The 19,958-nt window shown below is 75.0% G+C and carries 20 protein-coding genes and 1 riboswitch; of the genes, 10 read left to right on the forward strand and 10 right to left on the reverse strand.

The annotated features are described in order from the left end of the window. Positions 1-23: 23 nt before the first annotated feature. A complete protein-coding gene (locus ACF1ED_RS13200) occupies positions 24-656 on the forward strand; it encodes a class I SAM-dependent methyltransferase (protein WP_391759649.1) in 633 nt (210 codons plus the stop codon). A gap of 55 nt (positions 657-711) precedes the next feature. Here ACF1ED_RS13200 and ACF1ED_RS13205 read toward each other — a convergent pair whose 3' ends face one another. Further along, positions 712-1,377, reverse strand: coding sequence for a dihydrofolate reductase family protein (locus ACF1ED_RS13205; RefSeq protein ID WP_391759651.1), 666 nt, complete (start codon positions 1,375-1,377; stop codon positions 712-714). A gap of 121 nt (positions 1,378-1,498) precedes the next feature. Here ACF1ED_RS13205 and ACF1ED_RS13210 point away from each other — a divergent pair, with 121 nt between their 5' ends. Beyond that, positions 1,499-2,077, forward strand: a complete 579-nt coding sequence (locus tag ACF1ED_RS13210) for a TetR/AcrR family transcriptional regulator (protein ID WP_391759653.1) — start codon at positions 1,499-1,501, stop codon at positions 2,075-2,077. Between the two features lie 95 nt (positions 2,078-2,172). Here the strand turns inward: ACF1ED_RS13210 and ACF1ED_RS13215 are convergent, their stop codons facing one another. Further along, positions 2,173-4,125 carry a hypothetical protein gene (locus ACF1ED_RS13215; RefSeq protein ID WP_391759655.1) on the reverse strand — a complete coding sequence of 651 codons (1,953 nt, stop codon included), beginning with the start codon at positions 4,123-4,125 and terminating at the stop codon, positions 2,173-2,175. Between the two features lie 494 nt (positions 4,126-4,619). Between ACF1ED_RS13215 and ACF1ED_RS13220 the strand changes: the two genes are divergently transcribed. The 3 genes from ACF1ED_RS13220 to ACF1ED_RS13230 all read left to right on the forward strand — a co-directional run bounded on the left by ACF1ED_RS13220 (position 4,620) and on the right by ACF1ED_RS13230 (position 7,589). Further along, complete coding sequence (locus ACF1ED_RS13220) at positions 4,620-5,522, forward strand: N-acetylmuramoyl-L-alanine amidase (protein ID WP_391759657.1); 903 nt, start codon at positions 4,620-4,622, stop codon at positions 5,520-5,522. 100 nt (positions 5,523-5,622) lie between these two features. Next, positions 5,623-6,453 carry a DUF5336 domain-containing protein gene (locus tag ACF1ED_RS13225; protein WP_391759659.1) on the forward strand — a complete coding sequence of 277 codons (831 nt, stop codon included), beginning with the start codon at positions 5,623-5,625 and terminating at the stop codon, positions 6,451-6,453. Positions 6,454-6,578: 125 nt separating this feature from the next. Next, positions 6,579-7,589: an LLM class F420-dependent oxidoreductase gene (locus ACF1ED_RS13230; protein WP_391759661.1), complete on the forward strand. Its 1,011-nt coding sequence runs from the start codon at positions 6,579-6,581 to the stop codon at positions 7,587-7,589. Here the strand turns inward: ACF1ED_RS13230 and ACF1ED_RS13235 are convergent. After that, positions 7,586-7,951 carry a MerR family transcriptional regulator gene (locus ACF1ED_RS13235; RefSeq protein WP_391759663.1) on the reverse strand — a complete coding sequence of 122 codons (366 nt, stop codon included), beginning with the start codon at positions 7,949-7,951 and terminating at the stop codon, positions 7,586-7,588. The genes ACF1ED_RS13230 and ACF1ED_RS13235 overlap by 4 nt on opposite strands. A gap of 66 nt (positions 7,952-8,017) precedes the next feature. On the opposite strand from ACF1ED_RS13235, the gene ACF1ED_RS13240 reads away from it, so the two are divergent. Then, the gene (locus tag ACF1ED_RS13240) at positions 8,018-9,145 is read left to right on the forward strand and encodes an alkene reductase (RefSeq protein ID WP_391759665.1); all 1,128 of its coding nucleotides are present in this window, start codon (positions 8,018-8,020) and stop codon (positions 9,143-9,145) included. A 15-nt stretch (positions 9,146-9,160) separates the two neighbouring features. Here ACF1ED_RS13240 and ACF1ED_RS13245 read toward each other — a convergent pair whose 3' ends face one another. From ACF1ED_RS13245 to ACF1ED_RS13260, 4 genes are all read right to left on the reverse strand, one after another. Further along, complete coding sequence (locus ACF1ED_RS13245; RefSeq protein ID WP_391759667.1) at positions 9,161-9,709, reverse strand: hypothetical protein; 549 nt, start codon at positions 9,707-9,709, stop codon at positions 9,161-9,163. Between the two features lie 150 nt (positions 9,710-9,859). After that, positions 9,860-10,951, reverse strand: a complete 1,092-nt coding sequence (locus ACF1ED_RS13250; RefSeq protein ID WP_391759669.1) for a prenyltransferase — start codon at positions 10,949-10,951, stop codon at positions 9,860-9,862. Beyond that, positions 10,948-11,721 carry a class I SAM-dependent methyltransferase gene (locus ACF1ED_RS13255; protein ID WP_391759671.1) on the reverse strand — a complete coding sequence of 258 codons (774 nt, stop codon included), beginning with the start codon at positions 11,719-11,721 and terminating at the stop codon, positions 10,948-10,950. The genes ACF1ED_RS13250 and ACF1ED_RS13255 overlap by 4 nt, the downstream gene beginning before the upstream one ends. Before the next feature lie 82 nt (positions 11,722-11,803). Further along, positions 11,804-13,159 carry a glycosyltransferase family 4 protein gene (locus ACF1ED_RS13260; protein WP_391759673.1) on the reverse strand — a complete coding sequence of 452 codons (1,356 nt, stop codon included), beginning with the start codon at positions 13,157-13,159 and terminating at the stop codon, positions 11,804-11,806. A gap of 251 nt (positions 13,160-13,410) precedes the next feature. On the opposite strand from ACF1ED_RS13260, the gene ACF1ED_RS13265 reads away from it, so the two are divergent. Beyond that, a complete protein-coding gene (locus ACF1ED_RS13265; RefSeq protein WP_391759675.1) occupies positions 13,411-14,079 on the forward strand; it encodes a TetR family transcriptional regulator in 669 nt (222 codons plus the stop codon). A gap of 41 nt (positions 14,080-14,120) precedes the next feature. Here ACF1ED_RS13265 and ACF1ED_RS13270 read toward each other — a convergent pair whose 3' ends face one another. The 3 genes from ACF1ED_RS13270 to ACF1ED_RS13280 all read right to left on the reverse strand — a co-directional run bounded on the left by ACF1ED_RS13270 (position 14,121) and on the right by ACF1ED_RS13280 (position 16,366). Continuing rightward, entirely contained in the window at positions 14,121-14,597 is a 477-nt protein-coding gene (locus ACF1ED_RS13270; protein WP_391759677.1) for a hypothetical protein, read from the reverse strand. A 75-nt stretch (positions 14,598-14,672) separates the two neighbouring features. After that, positions 14,673-14,906: a ferredoxin gene (locus ACF1ED_RS13275; RefSeq protein ID WP_391759679.1), complete on the reverse strand. Its 234-nt coding sequence runs from the start codon at positions 14,904-14,906 to the stop codon at positions 14,673-14,675. After that, on the reverse strand, positions 14,906-16,366 hold the full coding sequence (locus tag ACF1ED_RS13280) for an aldehyde dehydrogenase (protein WP_391759681.1): 1,461 nt from the start codon (positions 16,364-16,366) through the stop codon (positions 14,906-14,908). Before ACF1ED_RS13280 ends, ACF1ED_RS13275 begins: the two co-directional genes overlap by 1 nt. A 110-nt stretch (positions 16,367-16,476) precedes the next feature. On the opposite strand from ACF1ED_RS13280, the gene ACF1ED_RS13285 reads away from it, so the two are divergent. From ACF1ED_RS13285 to ACF1ED_RS13295, 3 genes are all read left to right on the forward strand, one after another. Further along, complete coding sequence (locus tag ACF1ED_RS13285) at positions 16,477-17,514, forward strand: MBL fold metallo-hydrolase (protein WP_391759682.1); 1,038 nt, start codon at positions 16,477-16,479, stop codon at positions 17,512-17,514. Between the two features lie 353 nt (positions 17,515-17,867). Beyond that, positions 17,868-17,940, forward strand: a riboswitch (cobalamin riboswitch). A gap of 98 nt (positions 17,941-18,038) precedes the next feature. Beyond that, positions 18,039-19,298 (forward strand): prenyltransferase/squalene oxidase repeat-containing protein, encoded by a 1,260-nt coding sequence (locus tag ACF1ED_RS13290; RefSeq protein WP_391759684.1) that lies wholly within the window; start codon positions 18,039-18,041, stop codon positions 19,296-19,298. Continuing rightward, entirely contained in the window at positions 19,295-19,957 is a 663-nt protein-coding gene (locus ACF1ED_RS13295; RefSeq protein WP_391759686.1) for an SCO2322 family protein, read from the forward strand. Before ACF1ED_RS13290 ends, ACF1ED_RS13295 begins: the two co-directional genes overlap by 4 nt. The last annotated feature ends 1 nt before the right edge of the window (position 19,958 follow it).

The following is a 19,958-nucleotide window of genomic DNA, read 5'->3' on the forward strand; positions in this document are numbered from 1 at the left end:
CTACTCGCCAGTAGGAGACCGCCATGTCCGAGCCCCGTCCCGAGATCCTCGCCGCCTTCGAGGCGGCCAAGGGCTTCATGCCCGTCGGGGAGGGCCTGGCGCTGTACGCGGCGGCGGCCGAGGCCGGGAAGCTCGGGCTGCCGCTCCTGGAGGTGGGGACGTACTGCGGGCGCTCCACGATCCTGCTGGCGGAGGCGGCGCGGGAGGCGGGGACGGTCGCGGTGACGGTGGACCACCACCGGGGCAGCGAGGAGCAGCAGCCGGGATGGGAGTACCACGACCCGACGGTGGTGGACCCGGAGGTCGGCGCGATGGACACGCTGCCGACCTTCCGGCGGACGCTGCGGAAGGCGGGCCTGGAGGACCACGTGATCGCGGTGGTGGGGCGCAGCCCGCAGGTGGCGAAGGTGTGGGGCGGGGAGCTGGGGCTCGTCTTCGTCGACGGCGGGCACACGGACGAGCACGCGACGAACGACTACGAGGGCTGGGCCCCCAGGGTCGCCCCCGGGGGCCTGCTGGTGATCCACGACGTCTTCCCGGACCCGGCGGACGGGGGCCAGGCGCCGTACCGGATCTACCTGCGCGCCCTGGAGTCCGGCGACTTCGAGGAGGTCTCGGTCACGGACTCGCTGCGGGTGCTGCGCCGCACCGCCTGAGGCGGGGCCGCCTCCGGGGCCGCCTACGGGGTCACTTCCGGGGCCGCCTCCGGGGTCACTTCCGCCAGAAGAGGTGGTGGGTGACCCCGCTCGGGCTCGGGACGACGTCCAGGTGGTAGCGGTCGGTCAGCTCCTCGGGCGAGTCCCAGAGCTTGAGGCCGGTGCCGAGTTCCACCGGGGAGACGGCGACGTGGAGGGTGTCGACGAGGCCGGCGTCCAGGAACTCGCGGATCGTGGTCACTCCGCCGCCGAGGCGGACGTCCTTGCCGCCGGCGGCCTCCCTCGCGCGCTCCAGGGCCGTCACCGGGTCGGCGTCGAGGAAGTGGAACGTGGTGTCGGAGAGGGTGAAGGACGGGCGCGGGTGGTGGGTGAGGACGAAGACCGGGGTGTGGAACGGCGGCTCCTCGCCCCACCAGCCCTTCCACTCCTCGTCCGGCCAGGGGCCGCGCACCGGGCCGAACTTGTTGCGGCCCATGATCTCCGCGCCGATGCCGTGGTGGAAGTCGCGGACCAGGTGGTCGTCGAGCCCGCGGCTGCCGCCGGGGCCGGTGCGGTTGGGCCAGCTCGCGGTGGCTCCCGCCCAGGCGAAGAGCCGGCCCGGGTCGACGTGGCCGAAGGGGCGTTCCAGCGTCTGGTCCTCGCCGGCGGCGATTCCGTCGGCGGAGACGCTGAAGTTCTGGACCTTGAGCAGCTGGGTCCCGGGGCGTGGGCCGGCGGTCATGGGGGGCCTCCTCGATCGGGTGTTCCGCGGTCATGACTGCCCGGGCGGCGGAAACTCATCGCGGGAGGCGCGTACGCTACCCAAAGGGGTCTAGGCGTAGTACTACGAGCGGAGTGGTGTCATGGCGAGACGGAACGACGGGCGGCGCGCGGCGCTCGTGGACGCCGCGATCGAGGTGCTGGCCCGGGAGGGCGCCCGCGGACTCACCTTCCGCGCGGTGGACACCGAGGCGGGCGTGCCCACCGGGACCGCCTCCAACTACTTCGCCAACCGCGACGAACTCCTCACCCAGGCCGGCGCACGGGTCTACGAACGGCTCCGGCCCGACGAGGCGGCCATGGAGGAGACCCGGACCGCGCCCCGGGACAAGGAGACGTACACCCGGATCATGCGCGAGCTGGTCGGGCGGGTCTCCGCCTTCCGCACCGGCTACCTCGCCCTGCTGGAACTGCGCCTGGAGGCCACCCGCCGGCCCGCGCTCCGCTCGATCCTGACCGAGCGGGTGCGGGCCGACGTCGAGGCCAACGTGGCCTTCCACGAGTCCTCCGGCCTCCCCGGCGACGCCACCTCCGTCAAACTGCTGATCCTCGCCCTGAACTGGCTGATCGTGGAGCGGCTGACCCTCCCCGACGTCTTCTCGGAGGAGGAGCGGGACGCGCTGGTGGCGGCGGCGGTGGACCGGATCGTGGACGGGTACTGACCCCGCCCGGCCACCGCCCCCGCCCGGCCACCGCCCCCGCCCGGCTGCCGTCCCCGCCCGGCTGCCGTCCCCTCCTGACTGCCGTCCTCTCCTGGTCAGAAGGTCGAGGTCACGTACAGGCAGTTGGTGTAGGTGTACCCCGGCTCGATCTCGGCCTTGCTGCTCTTGGTCTCGCCGGCCGCCGAGAAGCCGCCGCCGGCCCGCCGCTGGAGGAAGTGGTACGTGCCCGCCGGCAGCTGGAGCGTCGCCTTCGGGTACTTCGAGGACGGGCCGCCGCAGGGCTTGGCCTTCGGGTCGACGGCGCCGCGGATGCCGCCGTAGTTCGTGCAGGTGCCGCACGCCTTGAGGGTGATCTTCCCGGTGACCGGGCCGGTGTAGAGCAGTTCGACGGTGTCCTTGCCGTCGTTGCTGACCACCATCGGCATCCGGGAGCCGCCCGGCACCGTCGCCGACGGCAGCTTCTTCCCGGCGGCCGGCTCGTGGTCCGCGATCTGCGCGGCGATCGAGATCGTCCGGGCGTGCGCGGTCTGCGGGCTGTCCGGGTAGTCCTTGGCGTACTGGTCCATCGTCTTGACGGCGTCGGAGTACTCCTCGTCGCGGAACTGCTTGGTGCCGCAGGAGAAGACGCCCTTCTGGACCGCCCGGGCCGCGTCCGCGACCGGCCCGCCCAGCTCGTAGCCCTTGAGCGCGGCGACGTCGGACCGCCGGGTCCGCACCTCCTCGGTGGTGCGGCACGGGTCGGGCGCGCTGCCGTCGGAGAGCGGGGCCGCCGCCTTCCGCAGGCCGTCGCCGACCAGCTTCCCGGCCTTGCCGACGTACGGCGACTCCGGGAACGTCGAGGCCAGCTCGGTGAAGGACGCGTGGGCGGGCTTCGTCGCCTCCCGGCCCAGCTCGCCCGCCCCGCACTCGTACAGCGACTGCGCCAGCGGCTCGTCGAAGCCGTCCGCGCGGCCCCCCAGCACCTTCGCGTCCACCGTGTCCGGGAGGCCGCGCAGGTGCTTGAGCGGGTCCACCGCCTCGCAGTACTTCTTGTCCCGGTACGGCGCGGACACCGACGTGACGTACGCGTCCAGGCGCTCCGGCACCAGCTTCGCGGCCCGGGAGCCCGGGTGGTCGAGGGCCAGCTTCTCGTACGTGTCCAGCGCGGTGGTGTAGTCGCGCTCGGCGAGGTCGAAGCGGACGCCCCGCTTGGCCTTCACCAGCGCGTCGGCCGTGTCGAGCCGGGCCAGCAGGGACTGCTGGAACGCCTCCTCCTTCGCCTCGTCGCGGGCCGACCCGTAGGCGACGGCGCCACCGGCCGGCACGGCCAGCAGCACGACGGCGAGCGGCAGCACCAGGCGCCGGGCCGTGGCCCCCGCAGGGATCCGCGCCCGCAGCCCGCGCCGGGCCCCGTCGGCGACGGCGGCGAGCAGCACGGCCCCGTACCCGACGAGCACGCCGAGCGGCACCCCGTCCGCGTCCGCCGGGAGCGCGAGCAGCAGCAGCGCCGCCGTGGCGGCCCAGCAGACCGCCGCCCCGATCCACTGGCGCAGCAGGACGTAGCCGAGCCCGAGGCACGAGAGGTTCAGCAGGCCGACGGCCACGGCCTGGAGCGGCCGGGCCTCGCCCTGGCCGCCCCCGCCCCCGCCGCCGGGGCCGAAGCCCGGCGGGGCGGGGGGCGGCGGCGGGAGCGTGCCCGCCCCGGCCCACCCGGGCGCGGTGGCGGGCGCCTGCCCGTGCCCGTACGGCCCGCCCGCGCCCGCGCCGAAGCCGCCTCCGAAGCCGCCCGGGGGCGGCCCGAAGCCGGATCCGGACGTGCCGGAGGGGTCGGCGGGACCGGGCCCACCGAACGTGCCGGAGGAGCCGGCGGGACCGAAGCCGGGACCGGGCGCACCGGGCGCGCCCGAGGAGTCGGCGGGGCCGGAGGACGCGGCCGCGCCCGTCGAGCCGCCGTTCTGCGGCGGGGCCTCCCAGGGCGCCGGGCCGGCCGCGGGGGCCGGGGCGGGCAGCCGGAAGGACCCCGTGGGCGTGGCCTCCGGGGGCGCCGCGTCCCTGGGCGTGGCGTCCACGGGCGTGACGCCCGCAGGCGCGGCGTCCCCGGGCACAGCGTCCCTCGGCGCCGCGCCCCCGGGCGTGACGCCCGCAGGGGCAGCGTCCCCGGGCACAGCGTCCCTCGGCGCCGCGCCCCCGGGCGTGACGCCCGCAGGGGCAGCGTCCCCGGGCACAGCGTCCCTCGGCGCCGCGTCCCCGGGCGCCGCGTCCCTGGGCGTGGCTCCGCGCGCGGGTCTGATCATGACCGTCTCGCCGGAACCGGCGGGCGGCTCGTCGCCGGGTCCCGGCTTGTTCAGGTCGAGCTTGGGCGGCGCGTCCTCGGGACGCGCGTCGTCAGGGTCTTCCCCCACCGGTTCCCCCTCGTGGGTCCAGGCGCGGTGACACCCCCACGCCACTTCGTGCACCTACCCTTCACCCACCCCGCACACGCGTCCACCGTTTTGCGGTCGCGGTGACCGAGCCGGTACATCCGGTCCGTGGTTTCGGCCGGAAGAGGGCCTAGAGTCTCCGGGTGCCGTACGACCACAGGAACCCCGTGACCCGCTCCCTGCCCGCCGCCCTGGCGGCCCTCGTCTGTTCCGCCGCGCTCGCGGGCTGCGGTGCCGCCTCCGAGGCCGCGCGGGGCACCCAGGGCCCGGGCGCGGCCGCCACGACGGCGACGCCGGCCCCGGCCCGTACCCAGGCCGCCGCCTCCGCCGCCCCCGCCTCCGCCACCGCCGCCGCCCGGCCCCTCGCGGGCCGCACGGTCGTCGTCGACCCGGGGCACAACCCCGGGAACTTCCGGCACGGGCGGGAGATCAACGAGAAGGTCGACATCGGGACGAACCGCAAGGAGTGCGACACCACCGGGACCTCCACCAACGCGTCCGGGGGCGAGGCCGCGTACACGGAGGCGGCCTTCACCCTCGACGTCTCGCACCGGCTGCGCAAGCTCCTGGAGGAGCGCGGCGCGAAGGTCGTCCTGACGCACGACGCGGACCGGCCGTACGGGCCCTGCATCGACGAGCGGGCCCGGATCGGGAACGGCGCGGAGGCCGACGCCGTCGTCTCCGTGCACGCGGACGGCTCGGCGAAGGGCAACCGCGGCTTCCACGTGATCGTGCCCGCGAAGGTGAAGGAGGGCTCCGCGGACACCGGCCCGATCGTCGCCCCTTCGCGCGCGCTCGGCGAGCGGATCGCCGCCGCCTTCCGCCGGACGACCGGGACATCCCCGGCCAACTACCTCGGCGACGGCACCGGATTGGACGTCCGTTCGGATCTCGGAGGTCTCAATCTGTCAACGGTGCCCAAGGTCTTCGTCGAATGCGGCAATATGCGTGATCCGAAGGACGCCGCACTGCTGACGTCCGGGGCGTGGCGACAGAAGGCGGCCCAGGGCATCGCCGACGGCATCGTGACCTACCTCAAGGGGTAGAACCCGCGAGCGATAGATTCGCTCCGTACGATGGGGCCGCCCCCGTGCCAAGAACCGGCGCCTGCCCGACGCGACGACGACCCGACGAAGGACTTCTTACGTGAATATCCGCTCCCTCACCCGAGGCGATGGCGTGCTGATCGGTGCTGCGGTGGTGCTGTTCATCGCCTCGTTCCTCGACACCGCCGGCTGCGACGGCCCGGCCGCGATCTGCGACCAGATCGACTTCGGCAACTCCTGGGAGGCGTCGCCGCTCGGCTGGGGCGCCTTCTTCCTCGGCATCGCCGGTGCCGCGCTCGTCGTCCTCTCGCACGGCCTGCCGCAGCCGCGCAAGATCCTGGGCCTGGAGCTCGGCCAGATCGGCGCCGCCTTCACCGTCGCCGCCGCGTGGAACCTGCTCATGTGGGTCTTCGAGTCGGAGAACGCCGGCGCGGGCCTGATCCTCGGCGTCATCGCCGCGCTCGTCCTGGCCGCCGCCGCCGTCGCCGCCCCGATGATCCCCGCCCTCAAGGCCCCGCTCGTCGGCGCCCCGCGCCCGGCGGTCGCGCAGCCGTACGGCGCGCAGCCCGGCCAGCCGGGCGTCCCCGGCGGTGGCTACGGCTACCCCGGCGCCCAGCAGGCCCACCAGCCCTACCCGGCCCCGCAGGACGCCTCGCAGGGCGGCCAGCCCTTCGGCGGCCAGCCGCAGCCGCAGCCGGCCCCGCAGCCCGAGCCGCAGGCCCAGGGCGGTTCGGACTTCACGCCGTTCTGGTTCGCCGTGCCGGTCGCCCGTCCGCTGTACGCGGAGGACGGCTCCGGCTCGCAGATCGCCGAACTGGCCCCCGGCACCTGGTACCTGGCCGTGGAGCAGCGCGGCCAGGCGCTGATCGCGCAGACGCAGGACGGGCGCCGCGGCGTCCTCCAGGACGCCACGGGCATCCAGCGCGGCTGAGCCCGCGCGGCCGACCGCACCCGCTCCGCACGGCGGCCCCCCGACCGGAAGTCCTTCCGGTCGGGGGGCCGCTGCCGTACAGTCCCCGGAACCGAACTGACGCGCCGTCAGAAAGGAGTCCGGTCATGCGCCTGGGACTCGCGCTCGGCTACTGGGGCCGCGGCCCCTCCCCCGCCCACCTGGAGCTCGCGCGCGAGGCGGAGCGGCTGGGCTACGACTCGGTGTGGACGGCGGAGGCGTGGGGCTCGGACGCCTTCACCGCGCTCACCTGGATCGCCGCCCACACCAGCCGCGTCGGACTCGGCACGGCGGTGGCCCAGATGGCCGCCCGCACCCCGACCGCGACCGCCATGCACGCCCTCACCCTGGACCACCTGTCCGGCGGCCGGATGCGGCTCGGCCTCGGCCTCTCCGGCCCGCAGGTCGTGGAGGGCTGGTACGGCCGCCCCTTCCCCCGCTCGCCGCTCACCGCCACCCGCGAGTACGTGGACGTGATCCGGCAGGTGCTGCGGCGGGAGGCGCCCGTCACCCTCGCCGGACGGCACCACTCCTTCCCGTACGCGGGCGAGGACGGCACCGGCCTCGGCAAGCCCCTCAAGCCGATCACCCACCCGCTCCGCGCGGACCTGCCCGTCCTCCTCGGCGCCGAGGGCCCGAAGAACATCGCGCAGACCCTGGAGATCGCCGACGGCTGGCTGCCGCTCTACTGGTCCCCCACCCGCTGGCGCGAGGTGTACGCCCTGCCGGACCGGCTCCCCGACGGCTTCCGGATCGCCCCCATGGTCCGCGCCCAGGTCTGCGACGACGTGCCGAAGGGCCTGCTGCCGGTCAAGGCGATGCTGGGCTTCTACATCGGCGGCATGGGCCACGCCACCCGCAACTTCCACGCCGACCTCATGGCCCGCATGGGCTACGGCGCGGAGGCCCGCCGCGTCCAGGACCTCTTCGCCGAGGGCCGCCGCGAGGAGGCCGTCCTGGCCGTCCCGGACGCCTTCGCCGACGAGATCTCGCTGGTGGGGCCGAGGGAGCGGATCGCGGAGCGGCTGGCCGAGTGGCGGTCGGGACCGGTGACGGAGCTGCTGGTCACGGCCCCGGACCCGGAGACCCTGCGGACGCTGGCGGAGCTCTCGGCCTAGCGGGACGCCGGCGAGGCCAGGCCGATGACCTCGTCGAGGACGTCGCGGGAGCGGACCAGGTCGGCGATCATCGTGTCGATGCGGGCCCGCTCGGCGGCCAGTTCGTCGACCAGCCGGGCCGTGGCGATCTCGCTGGGCGCCCCGTCCGCGTCGCGCATGCAGGGCAGCAGCTGGGCGATCTTGCGGCTGTTCAGGCCCGCCGCGTACAGGGCCTGGATGCGGACGACCCGGTCCACCGCCCACTCGCCGTACCGCCGCTGGCCGCCCGGGGTGCGCTCGGAGCGCAGCAGGCCCTGGGTCTCGTAGTAGCGCAGCGAGCGCTCGCTGACGCCGCTGCGCCGGGCCAGTTCACCGATGCGCATCCGTCGTCTCGCCTCCGGCAGAAGGGACTTGAACCTGACACTGGTGTCAACTCCTACGGTACCCGCATGACGAACGCACCGGAGTCCTCCCGCCTCTTCGAATCCGCCTCCCTCGGTCCCCTCACCCTGCCCAACCGGCTGGTGATGCCTCCGCTGACCCGCAACCGGGCGGACGCCGACGGCGTCCCCCGGCCCCTCATGGCCACCCACTACGCCCAGCGGGCCACCGCGGGCCTGATCATCGCCGAGGGGACCACCCCGAACGCCGTCGGCCAGACGTACCCGAACATCCCGGGCATCCACACCGACGCCCACGTGGCCGGCTGGCGCAAGGTCACCGACGCGGTGCGGGCCGGGGGCGGGCGGATGTTCCTCCAGCTCCAGCACGGCGGCCGGGTCGGCCACCCCGACAACAGCGGGCACCTGCCCGTCGCGCCCTCGCCGGTCCCGCTGCCGGAGGAGATCCACACGCCCTCCGGCCGGCAGCCGTCCGTGGTGCCGCGCGAGCTGGACGCCGAGGGGATCCGGGAGACCGTCGCGGACTTCGCCGCCGCCGCGCGCCGGGCCGTCGACGCGGGCTTCGAGGGGGTCGAGGTGCACGCCGCCAACGGCCACCTGCTCCACCAGTTCCTGGCGAAGAACACCAACCGGCGCACGGACGCGTACGGCGGGTCCGTGGAGAACCGCGTCCGGTTCACGGTCGAGGTCGTCCGGGCCGTCGCCGACGCGATCGGCGCCGAGCGGGTCGGGGTGCGCGTCTCCCCCGGGGTCACGGTGAACGGCGTCGACGAGGGCGGCGAGGAGGAGACCGCCGCGCTCTACCGGGCGCTCGTCCCCGCGCTCGCCGCGCTCGGCCCGGTCTACCTGCACGTGATCTTCGCCGACCCCGGGCAGCCGCTCTTCCGGTGGATCCGCGCCGCCTGGCCGAACGCGCTGATCGCCAACCCGGTGCTCGGCTTCGGCGGTCCCCTGCCCGCCGACGGCGGGAAGGGCGCGGGCGAGCGGCTGCTCGCCGCCGGGGCCGACCTGGTCTCGCTGGGCCGCGCCTTCCTGGCCAACCCCGACCTGGTCGAACGGCTCCGCACCGGCGCGCCGCTCAACCCGCTCCGGGAGACGAACTGGATGTACTCGGGCGACGAGGCCGGCTACAACGACTACCCGACGCTGGCCGGGTCCGCCGCCGCCCTCGTCTGACGGCGGACCGGCCCGTCAGCCGCCGCTGAGCTGGGAGGCCGAGGGGACCTTGTCGACGACCTCGGCCCCGGCGGACTTGCCGGCGTCCTTGACGCCGTTGATGACGCCCTCCAGGCCGCCGACGTCCGCCGCGTCGAGCTCGCCCTTGCGGAGCTTCGTACCGAGGTCCTTGAGCGAGTCGATGCCGGCCGAGAGCGGGGCCACCGCCTTGGAGAGCAGCGGGTCGCCCTTGGCGTTGTTCACCGCCGCCTTGAGCCGGTTGTAGGTGAACGCGCCCGCCGCCCCCGCCTTGATCAGGGCGAAGGTGCGGCCGTCCGCGCCCTTCTTGAACTTGCCCGCCCGGTACGGCTTCACGATCCACTGGTACGCGGCTCCCGCGGCCAGCCCGGCGTTCGCGACGAAGCGGGTCTTCGCGAGCTTCTGCCGCTCGAAGGTGCCCGACGCCGTCGGAGTGGCGGCCGCGCTCACGCTCTGGGTGGTGTCGGCCCCGCACGCGGCGGTCGAGAGCAGCAGCGTGCTGGACAGGAGCAGCGCGGCGGCGCCGCGGTTCAGACTTCCGGACACAGCGGAACCTCCCTGGAACTGGTCCCGCCAGCCTCGCCCCGCCCCCGTCCCCCCGCCATCCGAACGGCCCCGAACGGGTGTCCTACCCGCGGGGGCCGCGGGCCGTGCCGGGGCGGCCGGTCCCCTCGGGTCCCGGCCGTCCCGTGCCGGTCACTCCCCGCAGCACTCCGGGGCCAGGCCCGTCGGCAGGGTCTCGCCGCCGAAGACGGCGACGGTGGCCTGTTCGCCGCCGAGGGCCGCGACGGCGAGGAGGAGGGAGCCCGCCGTCCAGGTGGTCTGCTCCTCGGGCCAGACCGCGGGCGCGCCGCCGTCCGCGCCCTCGTACACGTACCCCGTCCAGTACATGCCGTTCGCGGCCCGCAGGTGGCCGATGTCCTGGAGGATCGTCAGGGCCCGGTCGGACTCCCCCGACGCCCAGAGGGCGAGGGCGAGTTCGCAGCTCTCGCCGCCGGTGACCCACGGGTTGGGGACGACGCAGCGGACGCCGAGGCCGGGGACGACGAACTCGTCCCAGCGCGCGTCGATCCGGGCCTTCGCGGCCGCGCCGGTGACGGCGCCGCCGAGGACCGGGTAGTACCAGTCCATCGAGTAGCGGGACTTGTCGAGGAAGCGCTCGGGGTGGCGGCGGATCGCGTGCGCCAGGGCCCCGGCCGCCAGCTCCCAGTCCGGCTGCGGCTCCTCGCGGGCCTCGGCGAGGGCGAGGGCGCAGCGCAGCGCGTGGTGGATCGAGGAGGAGCCGGTGAGCAGCGCGTCCGTGACGGGGGTGCCGTCGGGCTCGCGCTTCCAGCCGATCTGGCCGCCGGCCTGCTGGAGCCCGAGGACGAACTCGACCGCCGCGTAGACGACCGGCCACATCCGGTCGAGGAAGGCGTCGTCGCCCGTCGACAGGTAGTGGTGCCAGACGCCGACGGCTATGTACGCGGTGAAGTTGGACTCCTCGCCGCGGTCGGTGACGTCGTCGGGGTCGCCGTCCCGGTAGGCCGCGTACCAGGAGCCGTCGCCGTTCTGGTGCCGGGCGAGCCAGGCGTAGGCGCGGGCGGCGGCCTCGTGCTCGCCCGCCGCGTCCAGGGCCATCGCGGCCTCGGTGTGGTCCCACGGGTCGAGGTGGTGGCCCCGGAACCACGGGATGGCGCCGTCCTCGCGCTGGGCGGCGAGGATGCCGGAGACGGTGGCGGCGGCCTGCTCGGCGGTGAGGACCCCGGGCAGGACCAGGTGCTCCGCGATCCGCTCGGGAGGGGTCACTTGGCCGCGTCCGCGGTGTCGGTGCCCTCGCCGGCGGCCCCGGTGGCGGCCTTCGGGAGGTGGGGCTTGGTGGCGTAGGCGACGAAGCTCTTGCCGACGACCGGGTTGAGCAGCTGCTCGGCGACCCGGGTCAGGGCGGGCTTCTTCATGATGTCCCAGACCAGGAGCTTGTGGTACGCCCGGACCGGCAGCGCCTTGTCGTTGTCGACGCCGAAGGCGCACTTCAGCCACCAGTACGGCGAGTGCAGGGCGTGCGCGTGGTGGGTGCCGTACGGCTTGAGGCCCGCCTGGCGGATCTTGGCGAGGAGCTCGTCCGCCTTGTAGATGCGGATGTGGCCGCCCTCGACCTCGTGGTACGCGTCCGACAGCGCCCAGCAGACCTTCTCGGGGCCGTAGCGGGGGACGGTGATCGCGATCCGGCCGCCCGGCCTGAGGACGCGGACCATCTCGGCGAGGACGCCCTTGTCGTCCGGGATGTGCTCCATGACCTCGGAGATGATGACGACGTCGAAGGACTCGTCGGGGAAGGGCAGGTTGAGCGCGTCGCCCTCCATGGCGGTGGCGGTGGCGCCCGCCGGGGCCTCGCCCGCCTCCTTCATGGCGGCGAACCACTTGGCGACCTCGCGGATCTCCTCGCCGTTCTGGTCGAGGGCCACGACCTGGGCGCCGCGCCGGTAGCACTCGAAGGCGTGCCGGCCCGCACCGCAGCCCAGGTCGAGCACGCGGTCGCCGGGGGCGAGCGGGAAGCGGGTGAAGTCGACGGTCAGCACGGGGTCTGCCCTTCCGAGTGGCGGGAGTTCGGGTGGTGCGGCGGTGGTACGAGGGGCCGGGGGCGGCCCGGGGGGGCCGGTCTCAGCGGCGGGCGGCGGCCTGGCGGGCCAGCGCCTCCCGGTACAGCTCGGCGGTGCCCTGCGCCGCCCGCGCCCAGGTGAAGCGGTCCAGGACCCGGGCGCGGCCGGCGGCGCCGAGCCGGGCGCGCAGCTCGGGATCGCCCAGCATCCGTCCGAGCGCGGCGGCCAGCGCCCCGGCGTCGCCGGTCGGCACCGCGAGGCAGGTCTCGCCGTCGGGGCCGGCGACCTCGGGGATCGCCCCGCCGGTGGTGGCGACGAGCGGCGTGCCCGTCGCCATGCCCTCGGCGGCCGGCAGCGAGAAGCCCTCGTAGAGGGAGGGCACGCAGGCGACCTCGGCGGAGCGGTAGAGGTCGACCAGCTCGGCGTCGCTGATGCCCTTCACGAAGCGGACGGCGCCGTCGAGCCCGTACCGCTCGATGGCCTGGGCGACCGGGCCGTCCTCGGCGCGCTTGCCGACGACGACGAGGTGCGCGTCGGGCCGCTCGGTGCGGAGCTTGGCGAGCGCCTCGACGAGGAAGACCAGGCCCTTGAGGGGGACGTCGGCGCTGGAGGTGGTGACGATCCGGCCGGGGACCTCGGCGACCGAGGGGTCCGGGGACCACAGCTCGGTGTCGGCGCCGATGTGCACGACCCGGATGCGGTCCTCGCGGACGCCGAGGTGCTCGACGATCTCGTCCCGGGAGGTGCCGGAGACGGTGAGGACGGACGGCAGCCGGCGGGCGACCCGCTTCTGCATGCGGGTGAAGCCGTACCAGCGGCGGACGGAGGCGCGGCGCTTCCAGTCGGCGGCGGCTTCGAGGTCGAGGCGCCGGTCGACGGTGATGGGGTGGTGGATCGTGGTGACCAGCGGGGCGCCGAGCGCGCGCGGGCCGCCGAGGAGGCCGTACCCGAGGGTCTGGTTGTCGTGGATCACGTCGAAGTCGCCGCGGCGGGCGGCGAGCGTGCGGCGGGCGCGCAGCGAGAAGGTCAGCGGCTCCGGGAAGCCGCCGGTCCACATGGTGCCGACCTCGACCGCGTCGATCCAGTCCCGGTACTCCTCGCGCTTCGGCGTCCGGAAGGGGTCGGGCTGGCGGTAGAGGTCGAGGCTGGCGATCTCGCTGAGCGTGACGCCCTCGTCGAGCGTCGGGTACGGCTGCGAGCCGAAGACCTCGACGGTGTGGCCCAGGCGGGCCAGCTCGCGGGAGAGGTGGCGGACGTAGACGCCCTGGCCGCCGCAGAAGGGGTTCCCCTTGTACGTGAGGAGAGCGATCCGCAACATGGGGGTCCCCCCTGATCGAGCGTAGCCGAGACCTTGGGGGAGGTCACCGGACGGGGCGGCACCCTGTCGGGGGCTTGCCTCTATGGCCTCAGCGGTCATGCGCGACCCCCTTCGAACGTGCGTTTCGCGCGAGCGTAACCGCTCGCGCTAATGTAGAACAAGTTACAGACTTGATCGTTCTCGACGCCCCTCGACGCGTCGCCCGACCCATCGAGAGGCACCGAATCTACCGGCAGGTAGCTTCGCTGTGAGCGCCGGAACAGGTGATTCGCGCCACCCGGCCGGAGAGGTTCGCGCCACGGCCGTCCTCCGCCATACTGGCGCTCCCCACCGCACGGAACGGGACCCCGATGACCGCAGAGAGCAGAGCGGACCACCGCCCCTCCGCCACGCCGCCCCTGACGGAACGGCAGGAGGCGCGCCGCCGGCGCATCCTCGACGCCAGCGCCCGGCTCGCCGCCCGGGGCGGCTTCGACGCGGTCCAGATGCGGGAGGTCGCGGAGGCGGCCGGAGTCGCCCTCGGCACGCTCTACCGCTACTTCCCCTCCAAGATCCACCTGCTCGTCGCGACCATGCAGGACCAGCTCCAGCACATGCACACCACGCTCCGGAAGCGGCCCCCCGGCGGCGCCGCCCCGGCCGCGCGGGTGGCGGAGACCCTGATGCGGGCCTTCCGCGCGCTCCAGCGCGAGCCGCAGCTCGCCGACGCGATGGTGCGGGCGCTGACCTTCGCCGACCGCGGCGTCAGCCCCGAGGTCGACACGGTCTCGCGGCTGACGACGGCGATCATCCTGGACGCGATGGGCGCCGAGCAGCCGACGCCGGAGCAGCTGTCGGCGGTCCGCGTCATCGAGCACACCTGGCACTCCGCCCTCATCACCTGGCTGTCCGGCCGGGCCTCCATCGCCCAGGTCAAGATCGACATCGAGACGGTCTGCCGGCTGATCGACCTGACGGCCCCGGCCCCCCGCCGGGAGGGGCCGCCCGCGCCCGCCGGGACGGCGGACACGGGCGGGTGACGGCCGAGGGGGCGCCTCGCCGCCCCCGGCCGCCGGGACCCCTACTTCCCCAGCTCGGACACGTAGAGATCGGTGCACTCCCGGGTCTCCAGGACGCCGGCGAACGCCACCATCTTGATCCCGGGGCCCAGGTCGGACGCGGCCCTGAGCGTCCAGTCGCCCTTCTTCAGGGACTTCACGTCCGCGGTGCCCTTCTTCGTGGCCTCCCCCTCGGTCCAGCCGGCCTCGACCAGGCCCGCGAGGGTGTCCGCGTAGGCCTTCCCGGGGTCGGCCTCCTCGCCGGGCTCGTCCGCCGCCCAGTTGACCATGCACTCCTTGAGCTTGGGCTTGACCGTGTCGAACGAGGCCTTGGTGAACCCGGCCGCGCCCGCGGCCGCCCCGATCTCCTCGTCGACCTGGGCGGCGGTCAGCGACACACCCGATCCACCGGACGACGAGCCCCCCTCGCCCTCGCCGCCGCAGCCCCCGGCGAACAGCACCACCCCGGCGGCCACGGCCACCATCCCCACCTTGCGCACGGAGCTCCCCCCACGTACACGGCGGCCCTGTGCCCCGTGACCCGGGGGCACAGTCTTCCACGGGGGGCGAGCCGCTCATTCCTCCGGCGGGTACACGGACTCCCCGCCGTCCGCGAGGGTGATGAGGATCGCCTCCACCGGGCAGCCCTCCGCCGCCGCGAGGATCCGTTCGCCCGCGTCGGCCTCGGGGGCCGCGGGATGGGACTGGCGGGCGGCGTCGAGCCGGAAGCCGTCCGGGGCGTGGTGGACGCACATGCCGGAGCCGATGCAGACCGCCCGGTCGACCTCCACGTGCCAGCGGTCGCCCATCAGTGGTCCCCGTAGCCGGCCGGGAGGTGGATCATCTTGTGCTCCAGGTACTCGGAGAGGCCCTCGGGACCGAACTCGCGGCCCAGGCCGGAGTTCTTGTAGCCGCCGAAGGGGCCGAGCATGTCGAGGCTGAAGGTGTTGACGTTGAAGGTGCCGGTGCGCACCTGACGGGCGAAGTCCAGGCCGCGCTCGACGTCGCCGGTCCAGACGCTGCCGCTGAGTCCGTACTCGGAGTCGTCGGCGATCCGCAGGGCCTCGGCCTCGTCCCCGTACGGCAGGAGGCAGACGACCGGGCCGAAGATCTCCTCGCGGGCGATCCGCATCGAGTTGTCGACGTCGCCGAAGAGCGTCGGCTCCACGTACCAGCCCCGGTCGAGGCCGTCCGGACGCCCGCCGCCCGCGAGGACCTTGGCGCCCTCGGCCTGCCCGATGCCGATGTAGTCGAGCGAGCGCCGCTGCTGGCGGCGGGCGACCAGCGGGCCGACCTGGGTGGCGGGGTCGAGGGGGTCGCCGACGACCAGCGCGGAGGCCGCGGCCGCCAGCGCCTCGGCGATCTCCTCGTAGCGGGAGCGGGGGGCGAGGATCCGGGTCTGGGCCACGCACGCCTGCCCGTTGTTCATCCAGGCGGCCGGGACGATCCCGGCGACGGCGGCGGCCACGTCGGCGTCCGGGAGGATCACCGCCGCCGACTTGCCGCCGAGTTCGAGGGTGACGCGGGTGAGGTTGCGGGAGGCGACCTCCATCACGCGCTTGCCCGCCGCGACCGAGCCGGTGAAGGAGACCTTGTCGACGCCGGGGTGCCCGACCAGGTACTCGCTGACCTCGCGGTCGGCGGGCAGGATCGACAGCACGCCCTCCGGCAGCCCGGCCTCGGCGGCGATCTCGCCGAGGAGGTACGAGTCGAGGGGCGACTCCGGCGAGGGCTTGAGGACCGCGGTGCAGCCGGCGAGCAGCGCCGGGCCCAGCTTGGCGGCGGCGGTGAACTGCGGCACGTTCCACGGCACGACCGCGGCGACCACCCCGACCGGCTCGCGCCGCACCAGCAGCGGGCCGAGGACCCCGCCGCGCCGCTCCTCGAAGACGAAGCTGCGCGCGACGGTGATCGCCGAGTCCCACACCATCATCGCGCCGAGCGCCTGCGCGAGGACGGACCAGGAGTACGGGGAGCCGTTCTGGGAGCTGATCGAGCGGGCCAGCTCCTCGTGCCGGACGGCGATGGCGTCCTTGATCCGGGAGACGACCCCGATCCGCTCCTCCAGGCCCATCCGCGGCCAGGGCCCCTCGTCGAAGGCCCGCCGGGCGGCCCCGACGGCCCGGTCGACGTCGGCGCGGGAGGCGTGCGGGACCCGGCCGATGACCTCCTCGGTGTGCGGCGAGACCACCTCGATGGAGGCGTCGCCGAGCGGATCGGTCAACTCCCCGCCGATGAACAGCTGTCCGTGCTCCACGAGCTCGCTCATGCCGGTCGCCTCCCGGGGGTATCTGACGGTGTCTCAGAACTGATATCAGTTCTAGTTATAGTGGGCAATGGTCGTACCGATAAGCAGAGATGAGTCCCAGGAGGACGCTCATGACGCAGGTGACCGAGCACGGGGGCGGCGTCTGGTCGCTGCGGGTGCCCATCCCGGACAACCCGCTGGGCCACACCCTGGTCCACGTCCTCGACACCGGCCGCGGCCCCGTCCTCGTCGACACCGGCTGGGACGACCCCGCCTCCTGGAGCGAACTGACCGCCGGACTCGGCGAACTGGGCATCGGGGCGCGGGACGTCCACGGCGTCGTCATCACCCACCACCACCCCGACCACCACGGCCTGTCCGGCCGGGTCAGGGAGGAGTCCGGCGCCTGGATCGCCATGCACGCCGCCGACACCGCCGTCGTCCGCCGCACCCGCGAGTCCGACCCCGGCACCTGGCTCGACTACCTCGCCCGCAAGCTCGCCGCCGCCGGAGCCCCCGAGGACCACCTCGCCCCGCTGCGCGCCGCCCGCTCCGGCGGCCGGATGCGCACCCTGCCCGGGCTCGGCGCCGCCCTCCCCGACCGGGAGATCGTCCCCGGCGAGCTCCTCGACCTCGCCGGCCGCCGGCTCCGCGCCGTCTGGACCCCCGGCCACACCCCCGGCCACGTCTGCCTCCACCTGGAGGAGGACCACCCGGCCGGGCTCCCCGGCCGGGGCCGGCTCTTCTCCGGCGACCACCTGCTGCCCGGGATCTCCCCGCACATCGGCCTCTACGAGGACCCCGACGACGCGACCGTCACCGACCCCCTCGGCGACTACCTCGACTCCCTGGAGCGGATCGGCCGCCTCGGCGTCGCCGAGGTGCTCCCCGCCCACCAGCACGCCTTCCCCGACGCCGCCGGCCGGGTCCGCGAGCTCCTCGGCCACCACGAGGACCGGCTCACCGGGCTCCTCGCCCTCCTCGCCACCCCGCTCACCCCGTGGCAGCTCGCGGAGCGCATGGAGTGGAACCGGCCCTGGGACCAGATCCCCTACGGCTCCCGCAACATCGCCGTCAGCGAGGCCGAGGCCCACATCCGCCGCCTGGTGAAACTGGGCCGCGCGGAGGCCGTGCCGGGGACGGAACCGGTGACGTACGTGGCGGTGTGACGGGGGTCGGGGTCGGGGTCGGGGTCGGGGTCGGGGTCGGTGGCGTACGCGGCGACGCGAGGGGCCCGGCACCGTGACCGTGCGCGGCGGTGCGGCGGTGCGGCGGTGCGGCGGTGCGGCGGTGACGGTCCGTGACCGCACGCGGCGGCACGACGGGCCCGGCACCGTGGCCGTACGCGGCGGTACGACGGGGACGGCGGGTGCCGGGGCGGAGAGCCCCGTACGCGGCGGTACGACGGGGACGGCGGGTGCCGGGGCGGAGAGCCCCGTGCGCGGCGGTGTGACGCGGCTCGCACGCCCGGGGCGCGGCCCGCGCAGGCCGGTACAGTGGCCCGGTCGTCTTCATGCCCAGCAGGGGAAAGCCGGTGCGAACCCGGCGCTGACCCGCAACCGTGACGTGCCCCGAGGCACGGAGCCGGAACGCCCTGCCCCGGGACGTGAGCGCCGGCACCGTCGAGGAATACGGCGCCGGACGCGGGCCCCCCGGGGGGCACCGGAGTCCGGTGCCCGCACGAGAGGCAACCATGATCAGCGTCCGTCGCGCCGCCGCCGCGCTCACCGCAGCGGCAGCCGTGCTCAGCACCGCCGCGACCGGCACGGCCTCCGCCGCGCCCTCTCCGAGCGCCTCCGCCGCCGCGCTCCCGCCCGGTCTGTACGGCACGAGCGACCCGACGTACGACGGCGTCTGGCGCCAGTCCCTCGCCTTCCTCGCCCAGCGCGCCACCGGCTACCAGCCCGCCGACCAGGCCGTGGACTGGCTGCTCGGCCAGCAGTGCGCCGACGGCTCCTTCGCCTCCTACCGCCCGGACACCACGAAGCCCTGCGACGCCACGACGACGCGGGACTCCAACGCCACCGCCGTCGCCCTCCAGGCGCTCGGCGCGGTCCGCCGCGAGGCCGCCGACCCGACCAGGATCGACACCGCGGTGAAGTCCGGCTACGGCTGGCTGCGCGGCGTGCAGAACAAGGACGGCGGCTGGAGCTACACTCCCGGCGGCCCCAGCGACGCCAACTCCACCTCCATCGTCGTCAGCGCGCTCGCCGCCTCGGGCGTCAAGCCCGGCTCGTACACCTCGGCCGAGGGCCGCACCCCGTACGACGCGCTGCTCGCGCTCGCGCTGCCCTGCGCCGACGACGAGGGGCCGGGCGCCTTCGCGTACCAGCCCGACAAGGCGGGCAAGCTGCTCGCCAACGCCGACGCGACCGCCGCGGCCACCCTCGCCGGACTCGGCAAGGGCATCACGGCCGTGAAGGCCACCCCGCCGCAGGCCCCGACCTGCGTCGACCTGTCCGAGCCGACCGTCGAGCGGGCCGCCCTCAACGGCGCCTCCTACCTGGCCAAGGCGCTCGTGCAGACCGGCCACCTGACCACCCCGCCGCTGCCGGGCGCCACCGAGACCGAGCCGAAGCCGGACTTCGGCAACACCGCCGACGCCGTCGTCGCCCTCGCCGCCGCCGGCACCGCCCGCCTCGCGGAGCCCGCGCTCCAGTGGCTGGAGCAGAACGCCGCCCCCTGGGCGAAGGAGTCCGGCCCCGCCGCCTACGCCCAGCTGATCCTCGCCGCCCGCGCGATGGAGGCCGACCCCCGCGAGTTCGGCAAGGCCGACCTGGTCGAGGCGCTGAACGCGACCGGCCCGACGCCGAAGACCCCCGACACCTCCGCCGCCTCCACCGAGGACGAGGACGAGGGCTCCTTCCTCGGCTTCGACGTGTGGTGGATCATCGGCATCGGCATGGTCGTCGGCGTCGGCATCGGCTTCCTCCTGAGCGGCCGCAAGAAGTGACGCGCCGGAGTTCCGCCGCCGGGGCGCTCGCCGCCGGCACGGCCGGGCTGCTGCTCGCCCTCGGCGCGGCGGCCCCCGCCCACGCGGCGGGCTACCGCTACTGGTCGTTCTGGGAGTCCGACGCCGGGAAGTGGACCTACGCCACCCAGGGCCCGGCCACCGCCCGGCCCGCCGACGGCGACGCCATCGGCTTCCGCTTCGCGCTCAGCGAGGACTCCGCCGACGCGACGAAGCCGACCGCCGCGCCCGACTTCGGCGCGGCCTGCGCGGACGTCGGGAAGAAGCCCGGCACGAAGCGGATCGCGGTCGTCGTCGACTTCGGCACCCGGAAGGACGCCCCTGCGGGCGAGGCCCCGCCGAAGGCCGCCCCGACGACCGGCTGCGCCCGCGTCGCCGAGGACGGCACCGGCGCGGACGCCCTCGCCGCCGTCGTCAAGCCGCTGCGCTACGACAGCTCCGCCATGCTCTGCGGCATCGCCGGCTACCCGGAGCGGGGCTGCGGCGAAGCGGTCGCCGACGGACCCGACTTCGCCGCCTCCGCCGCCCCGAAGGCGGCCGAGGAGGACGGCGGCGGCCCGTCGCTCGGCCTCCTCGTCGGCGGCGGAGCCGTCCTCGCCCTCGGCGCCGCGGCCGTCTGGAAGTCCCGCCGCCGCGCATGAC

Source organism: Streptomyces sp. NPDC014656, from assembly GCF_043084305.1.
Taxonomy (GTDB): Bacteria; Actinomycetota; Actinomycetes; order Streptomycetales; family Streptomycetaceae; genus Streptomyces.

Excerpts from the sequence above, each read along its gene's own strand:
- ACF1ED_RS13200 (WP_391759649.1), top strand. The coding sequence starts at position 24 with ATGTCCGAGCCCCGTCCCGAGATCCTCGCCGCCTTCGAGGCGGCCAAG.
- ACF1ED_RS13205 (WP_391759651.1), bottom strand. The coding sequence starts at position 1,377 with ATGACCGCCGGCCCACGCCCCGGGACCCAGCTGCTCAAGGTCCAGAAC.
- ACF1ED_RS13210 (WP_391759653.1), top strand. The coding sequence starts at position 1,499 with ATGGCGAGACGGAACGACGGGCGGCGCGCGGCGCTCGTGGACGCCGCG.
- ACF1ED_RS13230 (WP_391759661.1), top strand. The coding sequence starts at position 6,579 with ATGCGCCTGGGACTCGCGCTCGGCTACTGGGGCCGCGGCCCCTCCCCC.
- ACF1ED_RS13235 (WP_391759663.1), bottom strand. The coding sequence starts at position 7,951 with ATGCGCATCGGTGAACTGGCCCGGCGCAGCGGCGTCAGCGAGCGCTCG.
- ACF1ED_RS13240 (WP_391759665.1), top strand. The coding sequence starts at position 8,018 with ATGACGAACGCACCGGAGTCCTCCCGCCTCTTCGAATCCGCCTCCCTC.
- ACF1ED_RS13260 (WP_391759673.1), bottom strand. The coding sequence starts at position 13,159 with ATGACCGCTGAGGCCATAGAGGCAAGCCCCCGACAGGGTGCCGCCCCG.
- ACF1ED_RS13265 (WP_391759675.1), top strand. The coding sequence starts at position 13,411 with ATGACCGCAGAGAGCAGAGCGGACCACCGCCCCTCCGCCACGCCGCCC.
- ACF1ED_RS13275 (WP_391759679.1), bottom strand. The coding sequence starts at position 14,906 with ATGGGCGACCGCTGGCACGTGGAGGTCGACCGGGCGGTCTGCATCGGC.
- ACF1ED_RS13280 (WP_391759681.1), bottom strand. The coding sequence starts at position 16,366 with ATGAGCGAGCTCGTGGAGCACGGACAGCTGTTCATCGGCGGGGAGTTG.
- ACF1ED_RS13285 (WP_391759682.1), top strand. The coding sequence starts at position 16,477 with ATGACGCAGGTGACCGAGCACGGGGGCGGCGTCTGGTCGCTGCGGGTG.
- ACF1ED_RS13290 (WP_391759684.1), top strand. The coding sequence starts at position 18,039 with ATGATCAGCGTCCGTCGCGCCGCCGCCGCGCTCACCGCAGCGGCAGCC.